The following is a 16,322-nucleotide window of genomic DNA, read 5'->3' as shown; positions in this document are numbered from 1 at the left end:
CGGCCGTGGTGGGGGGTTGGGCACACTCAACCGCCTTGGTCTGTACCAGTCAAGGGTGTAGACCAGTCAATCGCTGATCGGTTGCGTCGGTGAACACCGGCCGTCCATGGAGGAGTTGTCCGGACGGCGGTCGGGCCCGGCCGCGCGCACGCGGCCGGGCCCGGACTGCGGAGGACGTCAGCGCAGCGGCTTGGACAGCACCGCCTTGCGGTGGCTGAACGTCTCGATGGAGTAGCGGCCGTGGTAGCTGCCCATGCCGCTCTCCCCCACTCCGCCGAACGGCAGGTCGGAGACGGTGAGATGGGCAAGGGGCAGGCCGTGGCCGAGGCCGCCCGAGGACGTCTCGGCGGCGATGCGGTCACGGGTCTCGCCGGACTCGCTGAAGACGTACAGGGCGAGCGGCTTGTCGCGGTCGTTGATGAAGCCGATCGCCTCGTCGAGGCCGGTCACGGTGACGATCGGCAGGATCGGGCCGAAGATCTCCTCCCGCATGACGGGTGACTCCGGGTCCACGTCCGCGAGGACGGTGGGCGCGAGGTACTTCGCCGCCCGGTCGCCGACGCCGCCGACGGCGACGCGGCCCGAGTCGAGCAGGGCGGAAAGCCGGTCGAAATGGCGCTCGTTGACGATCCGGCCGTACTCCTCGGAGTGCCGCGGGTCCGCACCGAACAGGCCCTCGATCGCGCGGACCAGCGCGGCTTCCAGGGCGGTCGCGGTCTCGGGGTCGGTCAGGACGTAGTCCGGGGCGACACAGGTCTGGCCCGCGTTGAGGAACTTGCCGCGGGCGAGCCGGTCCGCGACCGTCTCCAGGTCGGTGCCGCGGTCCACGAACACCGGTGACTTGCCGCCCAGTTCCAGGGTGACCGGGGTGAGGTGCTCGGCGGCGGCACGCATGACGACGCGGCCGACGGTGCCGTTGCCGGTGTAGAAGATGTGGTCGAAGCGCTCGGCCAGCAGAGCCGTGGTCTCCGGGACGCCACCCTCGACGACGGCGACCGCGTCCGTGTCCAGGTAGGCCGGGATCAGCTCGGCCAGGGCGGCGGAAGTGGCCGGCGCCAGTTCGCTCGGCTTGGCGACGACCGCGTTGCCCGAGGCCAGCGCGCCGACCATGGGAGCGAGCAGCAGTTGTGCCGGGTAGTTCCAGGGCGCGATGACGAGGACGACACCCAGGGGGTCGTACTGCGTCCAGGCCGTGGCGTCGGCACCGAGGTGCGCCGGCACGGGCGCGGGCTCGGGGCGGAGCCAGTGCGCCAGGTGCTCCAGGGTGTGGTCGATCTCCCGGACCGTGAAGTCGATCTCGGTGCGGTGGGCCTCCGTGCGGCTCTTGCCGAGGTCGGCGTGGAGGGCGGCGGCGAGGTCGGCGCCGCGTTCCGTGAGCATCGCGCGCAGCCGGCCCAGCTGGCCGGTGCGCCACTCGACGGGCCTGGTCCGGCCGGTGGCGTAGGTGGCGCGCAGCCGGGCCACGACGTCGGCGGGCCGCTCGGGTGGGGAGTCGTTCACTGGTGCCTCACTGGGTGCGCAGGCCGGTGCGGGCCCGGCCCGGGTTTTCCGGTCGATCAGGTGTAGACACCAACCTTTCACATCCTGAAGTTCATGCCGAAGTCGCGTCAGGGTGAGGAGGGTCACGTCCCCGTACGGCCCGACGCCCGCTGTTCCGTCTCCCGTCGCCGGCGCTCCAGGTACGCCCGTACGGCCTCGCTCGGCGCCGGCTCGGCGGCGCGGCCGTACTCCGCCGCCGCCTCGGCGGACCTGCCCAGTCGGCGCAGCAGGTCGGCGCGGACGGCGTGCAGCACGTGGTACCGGCCGAGGCCGAGCGCGTCGACCAGCTCCAGGGCCGCCGCCGGCCCCTCGGTCCCGGCGACCGCGACGGCCCGGTTCAGGGCGACGACCGGGGACGGCGCCACGGCCATGAGCTGGTCGTAGAGAGCGAGGATCTGCCGCCAGTCGGTGTCGGCGCCGGTGGGCGCGTCGCTGTGCACCGCGTTGACGGCGGCCTGGATCTGGTACGGCCCCGGCCGGTTGCGGCGCAGGCAGCGGCGGACCAGTTCCTGACCCTCGGCGATCAGGGTCCGGTCCCACCGGGCGCGGTCCTGCTCGGGCAGCGGGACGAGAACGCCGTCCGCGTCCCTCCGGGCCGGCCGCCGGGCCTCCACGAGCAGCATCAGCGCGAGCAGACCCGTGACCTCGGGTTCGTCCGGCATCAGCTCGGCGAGCAGCCGGCCGTGGCGCAGCGCCTCCGCGCACAGGGCGGGATCGCCGGTGTAGCCCTCGTTGAAGATCAGGTAGACGACGGCGAGGACGGCGGAGAGCCGGTCGGGCAGGTCGGCGTCCCGGGGCACACGGTACGGGATGCCCGCCGCCCGGATCTTGGCCTTGGCCCGCACCAGCCGCTGGGCCAAAGTCGCCTCCGGCACCAGGAAGGCCCGGGCGATCTGCGCCGTACTCAGGCCGCCGAGCAGTCGCAGGGTGAGCGCGACCCGGGACTGCGGGGCGAGCGCGGGGTGGCAGCAGGTGAAGATCAGTCGGAGCCGGTCGTCACGCACGGGGCCCTCCTCGGGCGGTGCCTCGGGGGCGTGCAGGCGGGCGGCCTCGGCGTGCCGGGCGTCCCGGGAGGACTCGCGGCGCAGCCGGTCGACGGCCCGGTTGCGGGCGGTCGTGATGATCCAGCCGGCCGGGCTCGGCGGCACACCGGTCTCCGGCCACCGCGTCACGGCCGTGGCGAAGGCGTCCTGGACCGCTTCCTCGGCGAGGTCGATGTCGCCGAGGAAGCGGACGAGGACGGCGACCGCGCGCCCGTACTCGGCGCGGAAGACGGCCTCGATGTCGGGTGCCTCGGCCATCGGTGCCGCCTCCACCGTCAGTGCTGGTCCACGAAGGGCCGTACCTCGATGGGCAGGGTGGTCGCGAGGGCGGCCTTGCGGCCCCACTCCAGGGCTTCGTCCAGGTCGGCGGCCCGGATGAGGCACAGGCCGCCCAGGTACTCCTTGCCCTCGGCGTACGGGCCGTCGGTGACGAGCACGTCACCGTCCTGGGGGCGGAGCATGGTCGCGGTCTCCGGACCGTGCAGACCGCCGGCGAAGACCCAGGCGCCGGCGCTGCGCAGCTCGTCGTTGAAGGCCTCGACGTTCCGCATGATCGCGGCGAGGGCTTCGGGGTCGGGCGGGGTGGCGCCGGCCGGCTGGACCACGCTGAGCAGGTAGTGCTTCATGACGTCCTCCAAGGCGTCGGGCCCGGGGCGGGCTCTGTGTCACCTCCTACACGAACGGCGGGGCCCCGGATCGACACCGCGCGCCACGGTCGCGGAAAAATTCTCCGGAGCGCCGGAATCCCGGACGTCCGGGAGGGCGGACGTCCGGGAGGGCGGACGTCCGGGAGGGCGGACGTCCGGAAGTCGGGACGTCCGGAAGTCGGGACGTCCGGAATGCCGCATTGCCGGAGGATCCGGTGACCGGACGGAGGGGAAGAACGGAAGAATCTCCCGCATGGACCTCACCTCGCACCCGCTCGTCGTCCGCGCCCGCCGGCTCGCCACGGACCTGCTGATCCCCGAGGCCGAGCGGATCGACCAGGAATGGGTGCCCGCGAGCCACATCGAGGCGGTGAAGCGGTCGGGGCTGCTCGGGGTGGCCGCGCCGGCCGAGTACGGCGGGGCGGGGGCGCCTCCGGCCGTGCTGCGGGCGACCGCGGAGATCCTGTCCGGCGCGTGCTGTGCGACCTGGTTCGTGCAGACCCAGCACCACACGCCCGTGCAGACGCTGGCGCGCAGCGAACTCCCGGTACGGGAGAGGCTGTTGGGCCCGCTGTCCCGTGGAGAGCTGCTGTCCGGGGTGGCGTACGCGCACCTGCGGTCGTATCCGCGCCGCCCGGTGCGGGTCCGCCGGGAGGGCACCGGCTGGCGGTTCGACGGGACCGTCCCCTGGTACACCGGGTGGGGCCTGAACGACGTGATGCTGCTGGCCGGGGTGACCGACTCCGACGAGGTGCTGTTCGCCTTCGCCGAGGCGCGCGAACAGCCCGGGCTGCGGGCGTCGGCGCCGATGCGGCTGGCGGCCCTCACCGCCGCGCGCACGGTGTCGCTGGAACTGGACGGCCTGTGGCTGCCCGCGGAGGCGGTGGCCCTGCACACGCCGTACGCCCGGTGGGCCGCCGGCGACCGGGTCAAGACGCTGAGCACCAACCCGGCGGTCTTCGGCGTGGCGGAGGCGGCGCTGTCCCTCCTGGACGACGACGCGGCCGCCCCACTCCGCTCCCGCCTGGCCTACCTCCGCGAACGGGCCTACACCCTGGCCGACGCTCCGGTTCAGCAGGCGCGGGGCGAGGCGCCGGGGATGGTGGAGGCCGAGGGGGCTGGGAACGGGCCGACGGTACGGGGTGGGGGGGACGGGGAAGACGGGGACGGATGGGCGTGGGAAGGCGCGGCCGGCCGGGACGGGGAAGGCGGCGTCGGCGGGGCCCGGGGTGGCAGGGCCGGCGGAGCCGGGGAAGGCGGAGCCGGGGAAGGCGGAGCCGGGGAAGGCGGCGCCGGGGAAGGCGGCGCCGGGGGGACCGGGCAAGGCAGGGTAGGCGGGGCTGGGGACGGCTGGACCGCGGAGCGGCTGGCCGTGCGCGCGGAGGCGTACGACCTGCTGCGTGCGGCCACCACCGCGGCGGTGGTGGCCGGCGGCGGCCGTGCGATGGCCCTCACCAGCCGCGCCCAGCGTCTGGCCCGGGAAGGGTTGTTCCTGCTGGTGCAGGGCCAGACGGCGGAATCGCGCGCGGCACATCTGCGGGCGCTGGGCGGAGCGCCCACCGCCACCGGAGAACGGGACCGGACCGACGAACACGGCCGGTCCCGGCAGCAGGACCGGCCCGGAGAACGGGACTGAGCCCGACAGCAGGACCGGACCCGAGAACAGGACCGGAGAACGGGAGCAGGACAGGAGCAGCCGCTGTCGCCGACGCCCGCTGTCGCCGACGCCCTACGCCCAGCTCCTCTCTCCCACGTCACCGGGCCGGCCGACCGCCCGCCGCCCGCCGCCCGCTCAGCCCGCGAACGGCACCTCCGCCGATGCGGCAGCCCTGCGGTCGGGGTGGGTCCACAGCCCTTGGGCGGCGAGTCGGGGCAGGACACCCTCGCCGAACCAGTAGGCCTCCTCCAGGTGCGGATACCCGGAGAGGACGACCTCGTCGATGCCGAGGGCGTGGTACTCCTTGATGCGCTCGGCGACCTCCTCGTGACTGCCGACCAGCGCGGTGCCCGCACCGCCGCGCACCAGCCCGATGCCGGCCCAGAGGTTGGGATGGATCTCCAGGCTCTCCCGGCTGCCGCCGTGCAGCGCGAGCATCCGCCGCTGGCCTTCCGACTCGCTGCGCGCGAGGCCCGACTGGACGGTCCGTACGGTCTCCGGGTCGAAGCCGTCGAGCAGCCGGTCCGCCTCGGCCCAGGCCTGCGCGGCGGTGTCCCGGGTGATGACGTGCAGCCGGATCCCGAAGCGCGGGGTACGGCCGTGCTCCGCGGCGAGCTTCCGGATCCAGGCGATCTTCCCGGCGACCTGCGCGGGCGGTTCGCCCCAGGTGAGGTAGACGTCGGCGTACCCGGCCGCGACCTGTCCGGCGGCGGGCGAGGAGCCGCCGAAGTACACCTCGGGGACCGGGTCGGGCAGCCGGCTGAGCCTCGCCTCCTCGACCCGGAGGTGCTCACCGTGCAGGTCGACGCTCTTGCCGTCCCACAACTGCCGCACGATGTGCAGGAACTCACCGGTACGGCGGTAGCGGGCGTCCTTGTCGAGGAAGTCGCCGTAGGCGCGCTGTTCGTGGCTCTCGCCGCCGGTGACGACGTTGAGCAGCAGCCGTCCGCCGGTCTGCCGCTGGAAGGTGGACGCCATCTGCGCGGCGAGCGTGGGGGAGACGAAGCCGGGGCGGAAGGCGACGAGGAACTTCAGCCGCTCGGTGTTCTGGCTGACCATCGCGGTGGTCAGCCACGCGTCCTCGCACCAGGCGCCGGTCGGGGTGAGCGCGCCGACGAAGCCGAGGTCCTCGGCGGCCCGCGCGATCTGGCTCAGGTAGGCGACCGTGGGCGGCCGGTCCCTGCCGGAGGCGGTCGCCGGGGTGCCGTGGCCGCCGCCCACGACGTGACGGCTGTCGCCGTTGGTGGGCAGGAACCAGTGGAAGGTGAGGGACACGTGGGGTCTCCGATCAGAGCAGGCCGTGCCGGGGCGGCCGGGTCGAGCGGTGCGACGCGATGCGCGTCGCCGGGGGTTGGGCGTGCGGGGCGGGTGCGGGCACCCGGCAGCAGGGCCGTCAGCTCGCCGCCGCCAGCAGCGGGGTGCGGTCCAGGGCAGCGGCGAACTGGTCCACCACGTGCCCCAGGGCCTCGGCGGTGGTGGGCGTGAGGGACACCGAGCCGTCCTCCCGGACCGTGATGTCCTTGTCGAGGGTGAACCAGCCCTGGACTATGTGCGCGGCACCCATGGAGTTCAGCACCGGGCGCAGGGCGTAGTCGATGGCGAGGACATGGGCGGTGGAGCCGCCGGTGGCGAGCGGCAGCACGGTCTTGCCGGTGAGCGCGTACTGCGGGAGCAGGTCCAGGAGCGCCTTGAGGACGCCGGAGTACGACGCCTTGTAGACGGGGGTGCCGACCACGACGCCGTCGGCGCGGGCGAACAGTTCGGTGGCCTCGACGACGGCGGGGTGCCGGAAGTCCGCGCCGAGCAGGGCCTCGGCCGGGACGGTACGGACGTCGAGCGGGACCACCTCGTGGCCCTGGGCGATGAGCCGCTGGTCCAGGTGGCGCAGCAGACGGCCGGTGCGCGAGGAGGCGGAGGGGCTGCCGGAGACGGACAGGACGGTGGCCATGGGTGCCTCGTTTCTGGGGTGCGCCGGGCACGCGCACGGGGACGGGCGCCCGGTGAAGTCGGAAGGGGAGCGGATTCCGGCTCGGCGGTCAGGCGGGGACCCGGCAGGCGGATGTCACAGGCGTTCCGGGCACGCGGAACTCGATGAACCCCACGAACTCCAGGAGCCCAGGCGATTCCACACTGGAGAAGCCGCAGAGCCCCGGGGCTCCTGCCGCGGAAGTGCCGGGCGGGATGTCCAGGCACGCCGGATTCCGGTCCCGACAGGGCGGAAGGGGCAGGCGAGTCAGGCGTGCGGCTGGCCCGACGGGACCGGCGGGGAAGGCGCGGATCAGGCCGTGGGGCGACAGGAGGCGCTGGAGACGCGCGCGAGGTCGACATGGCGTCGCCGCGTGAGGTCCAGTCGCATCGTCATGCCGTGATCGTGGCAGCAGCCGGCGACGGCCGTCAAGGAAATCCCGACCGGTCTCGTATGGCGGACCCTGGAAGGGAAGTAAGAGGTGGCGGGGGATCAGGGACGGCTTCCCGCGGGGCCGGACGGCTCAGGCCCGGCCGTCCTCCTCCTGTCCGTCGACCACGACGAGGAACGTGTCCGACTTCAAGTCCATGACCACGGTCGCCGGTTCGCCCTCGGCACGCCGGGCGGCGGCGTACTCCTCCGCGGGCCACGATCCACGCGGAGCTCCGGCGGGGAATCGCTCCAGCACCTTGGCACTCATGGCGGCGGACACCTCCTGCGTCGCTGACCGAACGGTATGTACAGCTTGTACCGGTCCGATTGCCCCCGATCAGTGAGGACATGTCACTGCGTACGGTCCTCACGGCACGCGCGGGAGAGGCGGTCGACGGGTGGCGGTCGACCGGTGGCGACCGGCCGGCGGCCGGACGCGCGGACGCGCGAGCGCGCGCCCAGGCGTTCGGCCGATGGGACGACGCGCATCCGTCCGCCGGGCCGGGCGGGAAGTGATTCCCGGGGGACCACCGACGCGGAGGGCCTGTACGGCATGAACCACGACGACTCCACGGACCGGCTCCGTTGCCTGGTGACGGGAGCCACGGGCTACATCGGCGGCCGGCTCGTGCCCGAGCTGCTGGCCGCCGGGCACCGGGTGCGCTGTCTGGCCCGCTCCCCCGAGAAGCTGCGCGACCACCCGTGGGCGGGTGAGGCGGAGGTGGTGCGGGGGGACGTCACGGACGCGGACTCGGTCGCCCGGGCGATGCGGGACGTCGACGTGGCGTACTACCTGGTGCACGCGCTCGGCAGCGGCACGGACTTCGAGGACACCGACCGCCGAGCGGCCCGCGTCTTCGGGGAACGGGCGAAGGCTGCCGGGGTGCGGCGCATCGTGTACCTGGGCGGTCTCACGCCGTCCGGGGTGCCCGCGGACCGGCTCTCACCGCACTTGAGGTCCCGGGCGGAAGTGGGCCGCATCCTGCTGGCCTCCGGTGTGCCGACCGCCGTGCTGCGTGCCGCCGTGATCATCGGCTCGGGCTCGGCCTCCTTCGAGATGCTGCGCTACCTCACCGAACGTCTGCCGTTGATGGTCACGCCGAGCTGGGTGCGCACCCGTATCCAGCCCATCGCCGTGCGGGACGTGCTGCGGCTGCTGGTCGGCGCAGGCGGCCTGCCGGACGACGTGAACCGGGCCTTCGACATCGGCGGGCCGGACATCCTCACGTACCGGGACATGATGGTCCGCTACGCGCGCGTCGCGGGGCTCCCGCCGCGTGTCATCGTGCCCGTGCCGGTCCTCACCCCCGGCCTGTCCAGCCACTGGGTGGGACTCGTCACGCCCGTCCCGGCGTCCCTCGCGCGGCCGCTGACCGAGTCGCTGCGGCACGAGGTGGTCTGCCGCGAGCACGACATCTCCCGGTATCTGCCCGACCCGCCGGGGCACCCGCTCGGCTTCGACCAGGCCGTACGACTGGCCCTGCGCCGGGTGCGTGAGGCGCGCGTGACCACCCGCTGGTCGTCCGCCGCGGTACCCGGCGCGCCCAGCGATCCGCTGCCCACCGACCCAGACTGGGCCGGCGGCAGCCTGTACACGGACCGTCGCGAGGCGGTGGTGGACGCCCCGGCGCACGCGCTGTGGCGGGTGATCGAGGGCGTGGGCGGAGAGCACGGCTGGTACTCCTTCCCGCTGGCGTGGAGCCTGCGTGGGTGGCTGGACCGGCTGGTCGGCGGGGTGGGCCTGCGCCGGGGCCGGCGGGACGCGGAGCGGCTGCGGGCGGGCGACTCGTTGGACTTCTGGCGGGTGGAGGAGATCGAGCGGGGTCACTTGCTGCGGCTGCGGGCGGAGATGCGCCTGCCCGGGCTGGCCTGGCTGGAGATGTGCGCGGAACCGGCCGGCGACGGTCGCAGCCGGTACCGGCAGCGGGCCCTGTTCCACCCGCGCGGGCTGCTGGGCCACGCCTACTGGTGGGGCGTCTCACCGTTCCACGCCGTGGTCTTCGGCGGGATGGCCCGCAACATCGCGCGGGCGGCGGCCCGGCAGGGCCCCGAAGTCGCGCGTTGACACCGCATCCAACCGACTCGCCGGACCGGAAGTGCCCGGTCGCGTCGTCCCCCTCCTTCGCTCCCCCTCCTTCGCTCTTCCTCGTTCCGGAGCCGCGCCATGGATGTCTCGGTCGTCCTGTTCACCGCCGACCTGCGCCTGTACGACCATCCACCGCTCCGGGCCGCGCTAGAAGGCCCCCGTCAGGTCGTCCCGCTGTTCGTCCGCGACCGGGGCGTGGCCGACGCGGGCTTCGCGGCGCCCAACCGGCTGGCGTTCCTCGCCGACTGCCTGCGGGACCTGGACGTCGGCCTCCGTGAGCGCGGCGGGCGGCTGGTGGTGCGCTCCGGCGACGTCGTGGAGGAGGTCTGCGCGGTGGCCGCGCAGGCGGACGCCGACGAGGTGCACGTGGCGGCCGACGCGAGTGCCTACGCCCGGTCCCGGGAGCGGCGGCTGCGGCGCGCCCTGGAGGCCGGAGGGCGGCGGCTGCACGTCCACGAGGCCGTGACCACGGTGGTGCCGCCCGGCGAGGTGACCCCTGCCTCCTCGGACCATTTCGCGGTGTTCACGCCGTACTTCCGGCAGTGGTCCCGGCAGCGGCCGCGGGACGTGCTGGCTGCGCCCCGCTACGTTCCCGTGCCGCCCGGCATCGGTTCCGAGGAGCTGCCGTCCCGGGCCTCGCTGCCGGGCATCTCGCCGGGACTGCCGCAGGGCGGCGAGACGGCCGGCCGCAAGCGGCTCACCGCCTGGCTCCGGTCCGGCCTGGCGGTCTACGCGGACCGGCACGACGACCTGGCCGGGGACGCGACCTCCCGGCTCTCCCCGCACCTGCACTTCGGCACGGTGTCACCCGTCGAGCTGGTGCACCGGGCGCGCCGCGCGGGCGGCCCGGGAGCGGAGGCGTTCGTACGGCAGATCGCCTGGCGGGACTTCCACCGCCAGGTGCTGGCGGCCCGGCCCGGCGCGACCGTCGCCGACTACCGCACCCGGCACGACCGCTGGCGGTCCGAGCGGACGGCCCGGGACGACATCGAGGCGTGGCGGGAGGGCCGTACCGGCTGGCCGGTGATCGACGCGGCTATGCGCCAGCTCCGCCACGAGGGGTGGATGCACAACCGGGCCCGGCTGCTCACGGCGAGCTTCCTGGCGAAGACGCTGTACGTCGACTGGCGCGTCGGGGCCCGGCATTTCCTGGAGTGGCTGGTCGACGGTGACCTGGCCAACAACCAGCTGAACTGGCAGTGGGTCGCGGGCACGGGCACGGACACCCGCCCCGACCGGGTCCTCAACCCGCTGACCCAGGCCAGGCGGTACGACCCGGACGGGGTGTACGTCCGGCGGTGGGTGCCGGAGCTGAAGGGGGTGGCGGGCCCGGCGGTGCACGAGCCGTGGAAGCTGGGGGGCCCGGACCGCGAGCTCGTCGCCGCCTACCCGGAGCCGATCGTCGACCTCGCCGACGGGCTGGCCCGGTTCAGACGGGCGCGGAGCCGCGGTTGAGCGGGCCGGCCGGCGGTCTGTCGGCGTAGCGGGCCGCCAGGGTGTCCAGTGCCTCGGTCAGAGTGGCCGGGCGGAGCATGCCGCGAGCGGGCCGGCCGGCCCAGCCGGGGCCGCCGAGCATCACCAGTGGTTTCGTGCGGGCGCCCCGGGTGCCCCGTTCCATGGCGGCCAGGTGCTCCGCGAGCGGCAGACTCGCGGTGGACCGGGCCTGCGCCCACAGCACCACGACGGCCGGGCCGAGCCGCCGCGCCGCCGCCACCAGTGCCTCGGCCGGGACCGCGGCGCCGAACATCCGCGCGGGGAGGCCGGCGTGGCTCAGTGCGGCGTTGAGCGCCTCCAGCGGAAGGGTGTGCTGCTCGCCGGGGACGCAGGCCAGGAGCACGGGGCCCGCTGCCGCCGGGCCCTCGGGCCGCAGTGTGTGCCGTCGAAGAGTGGTGGACACATGCCAGGACAACAGGTGCTCGACCTCGACGTACCGGTCCCCCGCCGAGGCCCATCTGCGGCCCACGGCGTGCAGGGTCGGCACCATCACGTCCTGCCACGCGGTCACGACGCCGTACCCGGTGACGGCGGCCTCCAGCCGCTCCTCGACGGCCGCGGCGTCGAGCCGGACGGCGGCCCGGGCCAGACCGCGGCCCTCCTGGCGGACACCGACGGGCGACGGCGCCCGGAGGGTGGACCGCGCCGGGGCGCCGGCGGGTCCGGCCGACGCGGTGGGACCCGGCGCCGGCGCGGGTCCGGACGGACTTTGGGCGGCCGTCGGCGCGGCCCGTTCCCTGGCGGCGCGGGCGGCCTCGGCGGGGGGCACCCCGGAGGCGGTCAGCCGGCACATCGTCTCCAGTGTCGCGACGTCCTCGGTCGTCCAGCGCCGGTGCCGGCCACCGGTGCGGGTGGCGGGGCCGATGCCGTAACGGCGGTCCCAGGAGCGCAGGGTGGTCGGCGAGACGCCGAGCCGGCGGGCCAGGGCTCCGGTCGTCAGCGCGGGCTGCGCGGTGCCGGACGGACCGGCCCGTCCGCTCCGCGGTGTCCCCGCTCTTTCGGCCGCGTCCATACGACCGACGATACGACGCAGAAGCGATGCGCGTTGTCCGCGCCGCGCACCGGTGCGCAGGATGAGCGCGGGGGCCCCGTACCGTCCGGTCGGCCGCGCCGACGGTGTCCGCCCGGCCCGCTCCGGCCACTGCGTCCCACGCGAAGGAGCCGTCGTCATGAGCCCGCGTCCGACCGCCGCCGCGGCGGGCACCACGGTCCCGTCCGGAGGGTCCGCCGAGGTACCGGCGCCGTCGCCCGTCGGGGAGCCGCCCACCGACGCGGACCTCGTACGGGGACTGGTCGCCGGCGACGACGGCTGTCTCGCCGCGGTCCACCGTCGCTGGTCCCCGATGGTGCACGCCCTCGCGTGGCGCGCGCTGGGCGACGTGCGGGAGGCCGAGGACGTCACGCAGCAGGTGTTCCTGGCCGTCTGGCGCGGCCGCGCCGGCTACCGGCCCGAGCGCGGCTCGGTGGCGGGCTGGATCGTCGGCATCACCCGCCGCAGGGTCGCCGACGCCCTCTCCGCGCGGACACGCCGCGGTGAACTGGTCGCGGCCGCCGCGGCCGCTCTGCCGGACGAGTCCGCCGCCGGGCGGCCCGAGGCGGTCCTGGACCGCCTCCTGGTCAGCCAGGAACTGTCCCGGCTCCCGGCGCCCCAGCGGCACGTGCTCCGCCTGGCCTACTACGAGGACCTCACCCAGTCCCAGATCGCGGAACGCACCGGGTGGCCGCTGGGCACGGTGAAGAGCCACGCACGCCGGGGCCTGCGCCGGTTGCGGCACAACCTCCAGCGGCAGTGACCCGGGACCGCCCAGCTCTACACATAAGGAATGAATAAGGGCAAACTGGACTGTGCGGCGCTCGACGCATGCCGCACCAGACGCGGTCTGGCCTGCAAAGTCAAAGGAGACGACTCATGGCCAACTTGCACAGGGGTGACATATCCAGCCACCCCGATGTCTCCGAAATGCGGGATCGCTACGCCCGCATGCTCGGCGGTCGTGATGTGGCGCTCGTGGACGGGCCGGTGTTCCTGCTCGGCCTGTACTGCGCCGCCTCCCCGTGGATCCTGCACTACACGGCCAGCCAGCCCGCCCTCATGACCCACAACCTGATCATGGGCATCGCGATAGGCCTGCTGGCACTGGGATTCACCCGGGCACCCGAGCGCATGTACGGCCTGAGCTGGGCCATGTGCGCCCTGGGCATCTGGATGATCATCGCTCCTTGGATCGTGGGCAGCCGCCCGGACACGGGTGTCATCGTCAACAACATCGTCATCGGAGCCCTGGCCCTCGTCCTCGGACTGATCTGCGCCGGTACGGCGGCGAAGAGCGCCCCCAGGCCGTAGAAGAGCCGCGAAAGCCCTGAAAGAGAAGACCGAGGAAAGGAAGGAAAGAACGCGGGCCGGTCCGCCCCGGGCGGACCGGCCTCCGCGTTCCTGCGCGCTCCGCCGACCGCTCGCCCGTTCCCCGCCCGCTCCCCCGTCCTTTCCCCGCCCACTCCCCCGTCCGTTTCCCGCGTTCCCCCGTGCGTGCAGCGGACGGTCACCGTGACGGTCAGCGGGACGGCACCAGCCACGGCTCCTGCGGCAGGGTCCGGCCGGTCTCCAGCAGCGACTTCAGGTTGGACAGCACGGCGGGCCAGCCCGACGCGACGTCCGCGCGCTCACCCTCGTCGTTGAGGTCCTCGTGAGTGACGGTCAGGCGGACGATGTCCTCGTGCGGCCGGATCTCGAAGGTGACCCGGGAGTGCCGGTCCTCCTGCCCCTCCTGGTCCGGCGCGGCCCACGTGGTCACCAGCCGGGTCGGCGGCTCGCTCGCCACGACCCGGCCGACCACGTCGGCGATGCCGGAGCCGTCGGTGCGCACGTGCTCCCAGCGGGAACCGGGCCGCCAGTCGGAGACGTTGCGGTGTCCCCAGTAGGCGGCCGTCAGGTCGGCGTCGGTGAGCGCCTCCCAGACCTTCTCGGGCGTGCTCGCGATGTAGGTGACGTACACGAAACGGGGCTTGTCGGTCATGGCTTCCTCGGCTCGTCGCTTCACGGCGCCGAGCGCGGCGAGGCGCGGGCGCTCGAACTTGTCGATCCACCGCTCCTGGATCTCGTGGAGCGGCACGGGGTTGAGGTAGTGCAGCTTCTCCCGCCCCCGCCGCACCGTGCTGATCAGGTTGGCGGCCTCCAGGACGGCCAGGTGCTGGGTCACCGACTGGCGCGTCATGGCGATGCGCTCGCACAGCTCACCCAGGGTCTGGCCGTTGTTCTCGTGGAGCCGGTCGAGCAGGCGCCGGCGCGTGTCGTCGGCCAGCGCCTTGAAGACCTTGTCCATCCCGGTGTCGTCCTCCGATCGCACACCTCACATTATGCAGGCAATTACCTGCATGTAAAGGAAGCCCGGCTCCGGTCCGGCACGGTCAGCCGGTCACCGCGAGGGAGATCCACACGTCCGCGGGCAGGTCCGGCCGCCCCGGCACCGGCCGTGGCTCGCGGGTCCACGCGTCGCCGGCCAGATCCTCGGCGACGCGCGGCCAGAAGTTCACCGCGGCGGGGTTGTCCTGCTGGAAGGCGATCTCCCACGGCCCGGGGTGCCGGGTGAGCACCTCGCGCACGGCCCGCAGCCCGATGCCCCGGCGCCGGGCGCCGCGCACCACGAAGAAGCTGTTCAGCACGCGGACCGGACCGTCCAGCCCACGGACGAAGGCGAACCCGGCGGGGCGCTCTTCGCAGGTCAGCAGATACGGCGCCCAACCCGGCTCCGTGAAGGCGTACGCCACGCGGTCACTGCGGAAGGTGCCGTCGGCGGCGGGCAGGAGGCCGGTGAACTCGGACAGATCGTGGCGGAACATCAGCCACAGCCGCTCCACGGCGGGCCGGTCCTCGGGGGTCGCGGGGCGGACGGTGACGTCCGCGGTCATGATCCCGGTCATGGACCGAAGCCTCCCCGGCGGACTGCGGTCCGGCCGGGGAGGTGCGTTTCGATGGCCGCAACTCTAGCTCACGCCAAGGGTGTTGCCGTGACCACCCCCGCGGATTCCGCGCCGGTCTCCTCGCTGATCTCCTTCGGGCCGAACGGCCACACCTTCTCCAGCCGGGCCCAGATCACGAAGGCCACGCCGCCGAGGGCCAGCCAGGCCAGGGACCACTCGATGGGATGACGGCCCGGGGAGTTCTTGTCGGCGTAGCCATAGATCACGCACCAGCCGACGAAGGCCACGACGCTCGGCAGCGGGTACAGCCACATCCGGTACGGGCGGGGCAGGTCCGGCCGGCGTCGGCGCAGCACCGTCAGCGCGACGATCTGGGCCAGTGCCTGCACGATGACCATCACCGTGGTGAGCAACTGGATCAGGGTCGCGAGGTCGGTGTGGCGGCCGATCAGGAAGCCGACGGCGGTGATCACGCCCATGGTGGCGAGGCCGAGCATGGGGAAGCGGTGCCTCGGGTGCAGCTTGGCGTACGGGCGGAAGAAGACCCGGTCGCGAGCGGCGTCGTAAGGGACGCGTGAGCCGCCTAGCAGGCCGGCGAAGACGGAGGCGAACGCGGTGATCAGGATCAGCACGGTCACCGTGTCGGCCGCGCCCTTGCCCCAGGTCTCCTCCAGCACGGCGGAGGCCACCGAGGAGGAGGCGATGTCGTGCGGGTCGGTCATCCGGTGCCAGTCGACGACACCCAGGGTGCCGATCTGCAGCAGCAGATAGATCGCCATGATGCCGAGGATCGAGAAGAGGATGGAGCGCGGCAGTGTACGTCCGGGCTCCTTGATCTCGGCGCCCATGTAGGCGGTGGTGTTGTAGCCGAGGTAGTCGTAGATGCCGATGGTCAGGCCCGCCGCGAAGCCGAGCCAGAAGTGGTTGCTCATCACATTGAAAGCCCCCGCCGGGTAGGTGAAGGCCATGTGTGGGCTGAAGTGGGTGGCGGCGGCGACGATGACCAGCAGCACGGAGGCGATCATCACGGTCCACATCACGGCGGTGATCCGGGCGATGTGCTCGATGCCGCGCCAGAGCAGGATCACCACCAGGGCGATGACGCCGAGGCCGATCAGGTCACCGGCGGTCTGCCCGAGACCGGGGGCGAGATAGCCCAGGTACTGGACGAAGCCGACCACGCCCGTGGACATGATCAGCGGGATGAAGAGCATCGCCGTCCACACGAACAGGAAGGGCATCAGACGGCCGGTGCGGTACTGGAAGGCCTGGCGCAGATAGAGGTAACTGCCGCCGGAGCCGGGCAGGGAGGCGCCCAGCTCGGCCCAGACCAGGCCGTCGCACAGCGCCAGGACCGCGCCGGCGACGAACCCGATGACCGCCTGGGGGCCGCCGAACGCGGCGACCATCAGCGGGATCGTCACGAACGGCCCGATGCCGCACATCTGGCTCATGTTGATCGCCGTGGCCTGGAACAGGCCGACACGGCGGACGAATCCACCCGGGGGTGGCGGGCTACCGGACATGGGGGACTCCTGAC

At 73.6% G+C, this 16,322-nt stretch carries 16 protein-coding genes; 5 read left to right on the top strand and 11 right to left on the bottom strand.

What is annotated here, in order from left to right:
* Nucleotides 1–177 precede the first annotated feature (177 nt).
* The 3 genes from ACH4LD_RS35335 to ACH4LD_RS35325 form a co-directional block, all read right to left on the bottom strand.
* The gene (locus ACH4LD_RS35335) at nucleotides 178–1,500 is read right to left on the bottom strand and encodes an aldehyde dehydrogenase family protein (RefSeq protein ID WP_398058197.1); all 1,323 of its coding nucleotides are present in this window, start codon (nucleotides 1,498–1,500) and stop codon (nucleotides 178–180) included.
* A gap of 122 nt (nucleotides 1,501–1,622) precedes the next feature.
* The gene (locus ACH4LD_RS35330) at nucleotides 1,623–2,840 is read right to left on the bottom strand and encodes an RNA polymerase sigma factor (protein WP_398058196.1); all 1,218 of its coding nucleotides are present in this window, start codon (nucleotides 2,838–2,840) and stop codon (nucleotides 1,623–1,625) included.
* 17 nt (nucleotides 2,841–2,857) lie between these two features.
* Nucleotides 2,858–3,208: a YciI family protein gene (locus ACH4LD_RS35325; protein WP_132790443.1), complete on the bottom strand. Its 351-nt coding sequence runs from the start codon at nucleotides 3,206–3,208 to the stop codon at nucleotides 2,858–2,860.
* A 274-nt stretch (nucleotides 3,209–3,482) separates the two neighbouring features.
* Here ACH4LD_RS35325 and ACH4LD_RS35320 point away from each other — a divergent pair, with 274 nt between their 5' ends.
* The gene (locus ACH4LD_RS35320) at nucleotides 3,483–4,865 is read left to right on the top strand and encodes an acyl-CoA dehydrogenase family protein (RefSeq protein ID WP_398058195.1); all 1,383 of its coding nucleotides are present in this window, start codon (nucleotides 3,483–3,485) and stop codon (nucleotides 4,863–4,865) included.
* 156 nt (nucleotides 4,866–5,021) lie between these two features.
* Here ACH4LD_RS35320 and ACH4LD_RS35315 read toward each other — a convergent pair whose 3' ends face one another.
* The 4 genes from ACH4LD_RS35315 to ACH4LD_RS35300 all read right to left on the bottom strand — a co-directional run bounded on the left by ACH4LD_RS35315 (nucleotide 5,022) and on the right by ACH4LD_RS35300 (nucleotide 7,552).
* A complete protein-coding gene (locus ACH4LD_RS35315) occupies nucleotides 5,022–6,161 on the bottom strand; it encodes an LLM class flavin-dependent oxidoreductase (RefSeq protein ID WP_398058194.1) in 1,140 nt (379 codons plus the stop codon).
* A gap of 118 nt (nucleotides 6,162–6,279) precedes the next feature.
* Complete coding sequence (gene ssuE, locus ACH4LD_RS35310; protein ID WP_103816705.1) at nucleotides 6,280–6,834, bottom strand: NADPH-dependent FMN reductase; 555 nt, start codon at nucleotides 6,832–6,834, stop codon at nucleotides 6,280–6,282.
* A gap of 330 nt (nucleotides 6,835–7,164) precedes the next feature.
* Nucleotides 7,165–7,242, bottom strand: a complete 78-nt coding sequence (locus tag ACH4LD_RS35305; protein ID WP_351793143.1) for a putative leader peptide — start codon at nucleotides 7,240–7,242, stop codon at nucleotides 7,165–7,167.
* A gap of 133 nt (nucleotides 7,243–7,375) precedes the next feature.
* Nucleotides 7,376–7,552, bottom strand: coding sequence for a hypothetical protein (locus tag ACH4LD_RS35300; protein ID WP_398058193.1), 177 nt, complete (start codon nucleotides 7,550–7,552; stop codon nucleotides 7,376–7,378).
* Between the two features lie 285 nt (nucleotides 7,553–7,837).
* Between ACH4LD_RS35300 and ACH4LD_RS35295 the strand changes: the two genes are divergently transcribed.
* Nucleotides 7,838–9,349 carry an SDR family oxidoreductase gene (locus tag ACH4LD_RS35295; protein WP_398058192.1) on the top strand — a complete coding sequence of 504 codons (1,512 nt, stop codon included), beginning with the start codon at nucleotides 7,838–7,840 and terminating at the stop codon, nucleotides 9,347–9,349.
* Between the two features lie 99 nt (nucleotides 9,350–9,448).
* The gene (locus tag ACH4LD_RS35290; RefSeq protein ID WP_398058191.1) at nucleotides 9,449–10,825 is read left to right on the top strand and encodes a cryptochrome/photolyase family protein; all 1,377 of its coding nucleotides are present in this window, start codon (nucleotides 9,449–9,451) and stop codon (nucleotides 10,823–10,825) included.
* Here the strand turns inward: ACH4LD_RS35290 and ACH4LD_RS35285 are convergent.
* Nucleotides 10,800–11,876: a MerR family transcriptional regulator gene (locus ACH4LD_RS35285; RefSeq protein WP_398058190.1), complete on the bottom strand. Its 1,077-nt coding sequence runs from the start codon at nucleotides 11,874–11,876 to the stop codon at nucleotides 10,800–10,802. The two genes, ACH4LD_RS35290 and ACH4LD_RS35285, sit on opposite strands and share 26 nt — an antisense overlap.
* A 157-nt stretch (nucleotides 11,877–12,033) precedes the next feature.
* Between ACH4LD_RS35285 and ACH4LD_RS35280 the strand changes: the two genes are divergently transcribed.
* Both ACH4LD_RS35280 and ACH4LD_RS35275 read left to right on the top strand, forming a co-directional pair.
* Entirely contained in the window at nucleotides 12,034–12,657 is a 624-nt protein-coding gene (locus ACH4LD_RS35280; protein WP_398058189.1) for a sigma-70 family RNA polymerase sigma factor, read from the top strand.
* Nucleotides 12,658–12,773: 116 nt separating this feature from the next.
* A complete protein-coding gene (locus ACH4LD_RS35275) occupies nucleotides 12,774–13,208 on the top strand; it encodes an SPW repeat protein (protein ID WP_132790453.1) in 435 nt (144 codons plus the stop codon).
* 208 nt (nucleotides 13,209–13,416) lie between these two features.
* Here the strand turns inward: ACH4LD_RS35275 and ACH4LD_RS35270 are convergent, their stop codons facing one another.
* From ACH4LD_RS35270 to ACH4LD_RS35260, 3 genes are all read right to left on the bottom strand, one after another.
* The gene (locus ACH4LD_RS35270; protein WP_132790510.1) at nucleotides 13,417–14,184 is read right to left on the bottom strand and encodes a metalloregulator ArsR/SmtB family transcription factor; all 768 of its coding nucleotides are present in this window, start codon (nucleotides 14,182–14,184) and stop codon (nucleotides 13,417–13,419) included.
* An 85-nt stretch (nucleotides 14,185–14,269) separates the two neighbouring features.
* Entirely contained in the window at nucleotides 14,270–14,782 is a 513-nt protein-coding gene (locus ACH4LD_RS35265) for a GNAT family N-acetyltransferase (RefSeq protein ID WP_398058188.1), read from the bottom strand.
* A 68-nt stretch (nucleotides 14,783–14,850) separates the two neighbouring features.
* On the bottom strand, nucleotides 14,851–16,308 hold the full coding sequence (locus ACH4LD_RS35260; protein ID WP_398058187.1) for an APC family permease: 1,458 nt from the start codon (nucleotides 16,306–16,308) through the stop codon (nucleotides 14,851–14,853).
* Nucleotides 16,309–16,322: the final 14 nt, after the last annotated feature.

Source organism: Streptomyces sp. NPDC017676 (genome assembly GCF_044329325.1).
In the GTDB taxonomy this organism is placed as follows: Bacteria; Actinomycetota; Actinomycetes; order Streptomycetales; family Streptomycetaceae; genus Streptomyces.
The sequence above is the reverse complement of the archived record's forward strand: the minus strand, read 5'-3'. Positions and strand labels throughout refer to the sequence as shown.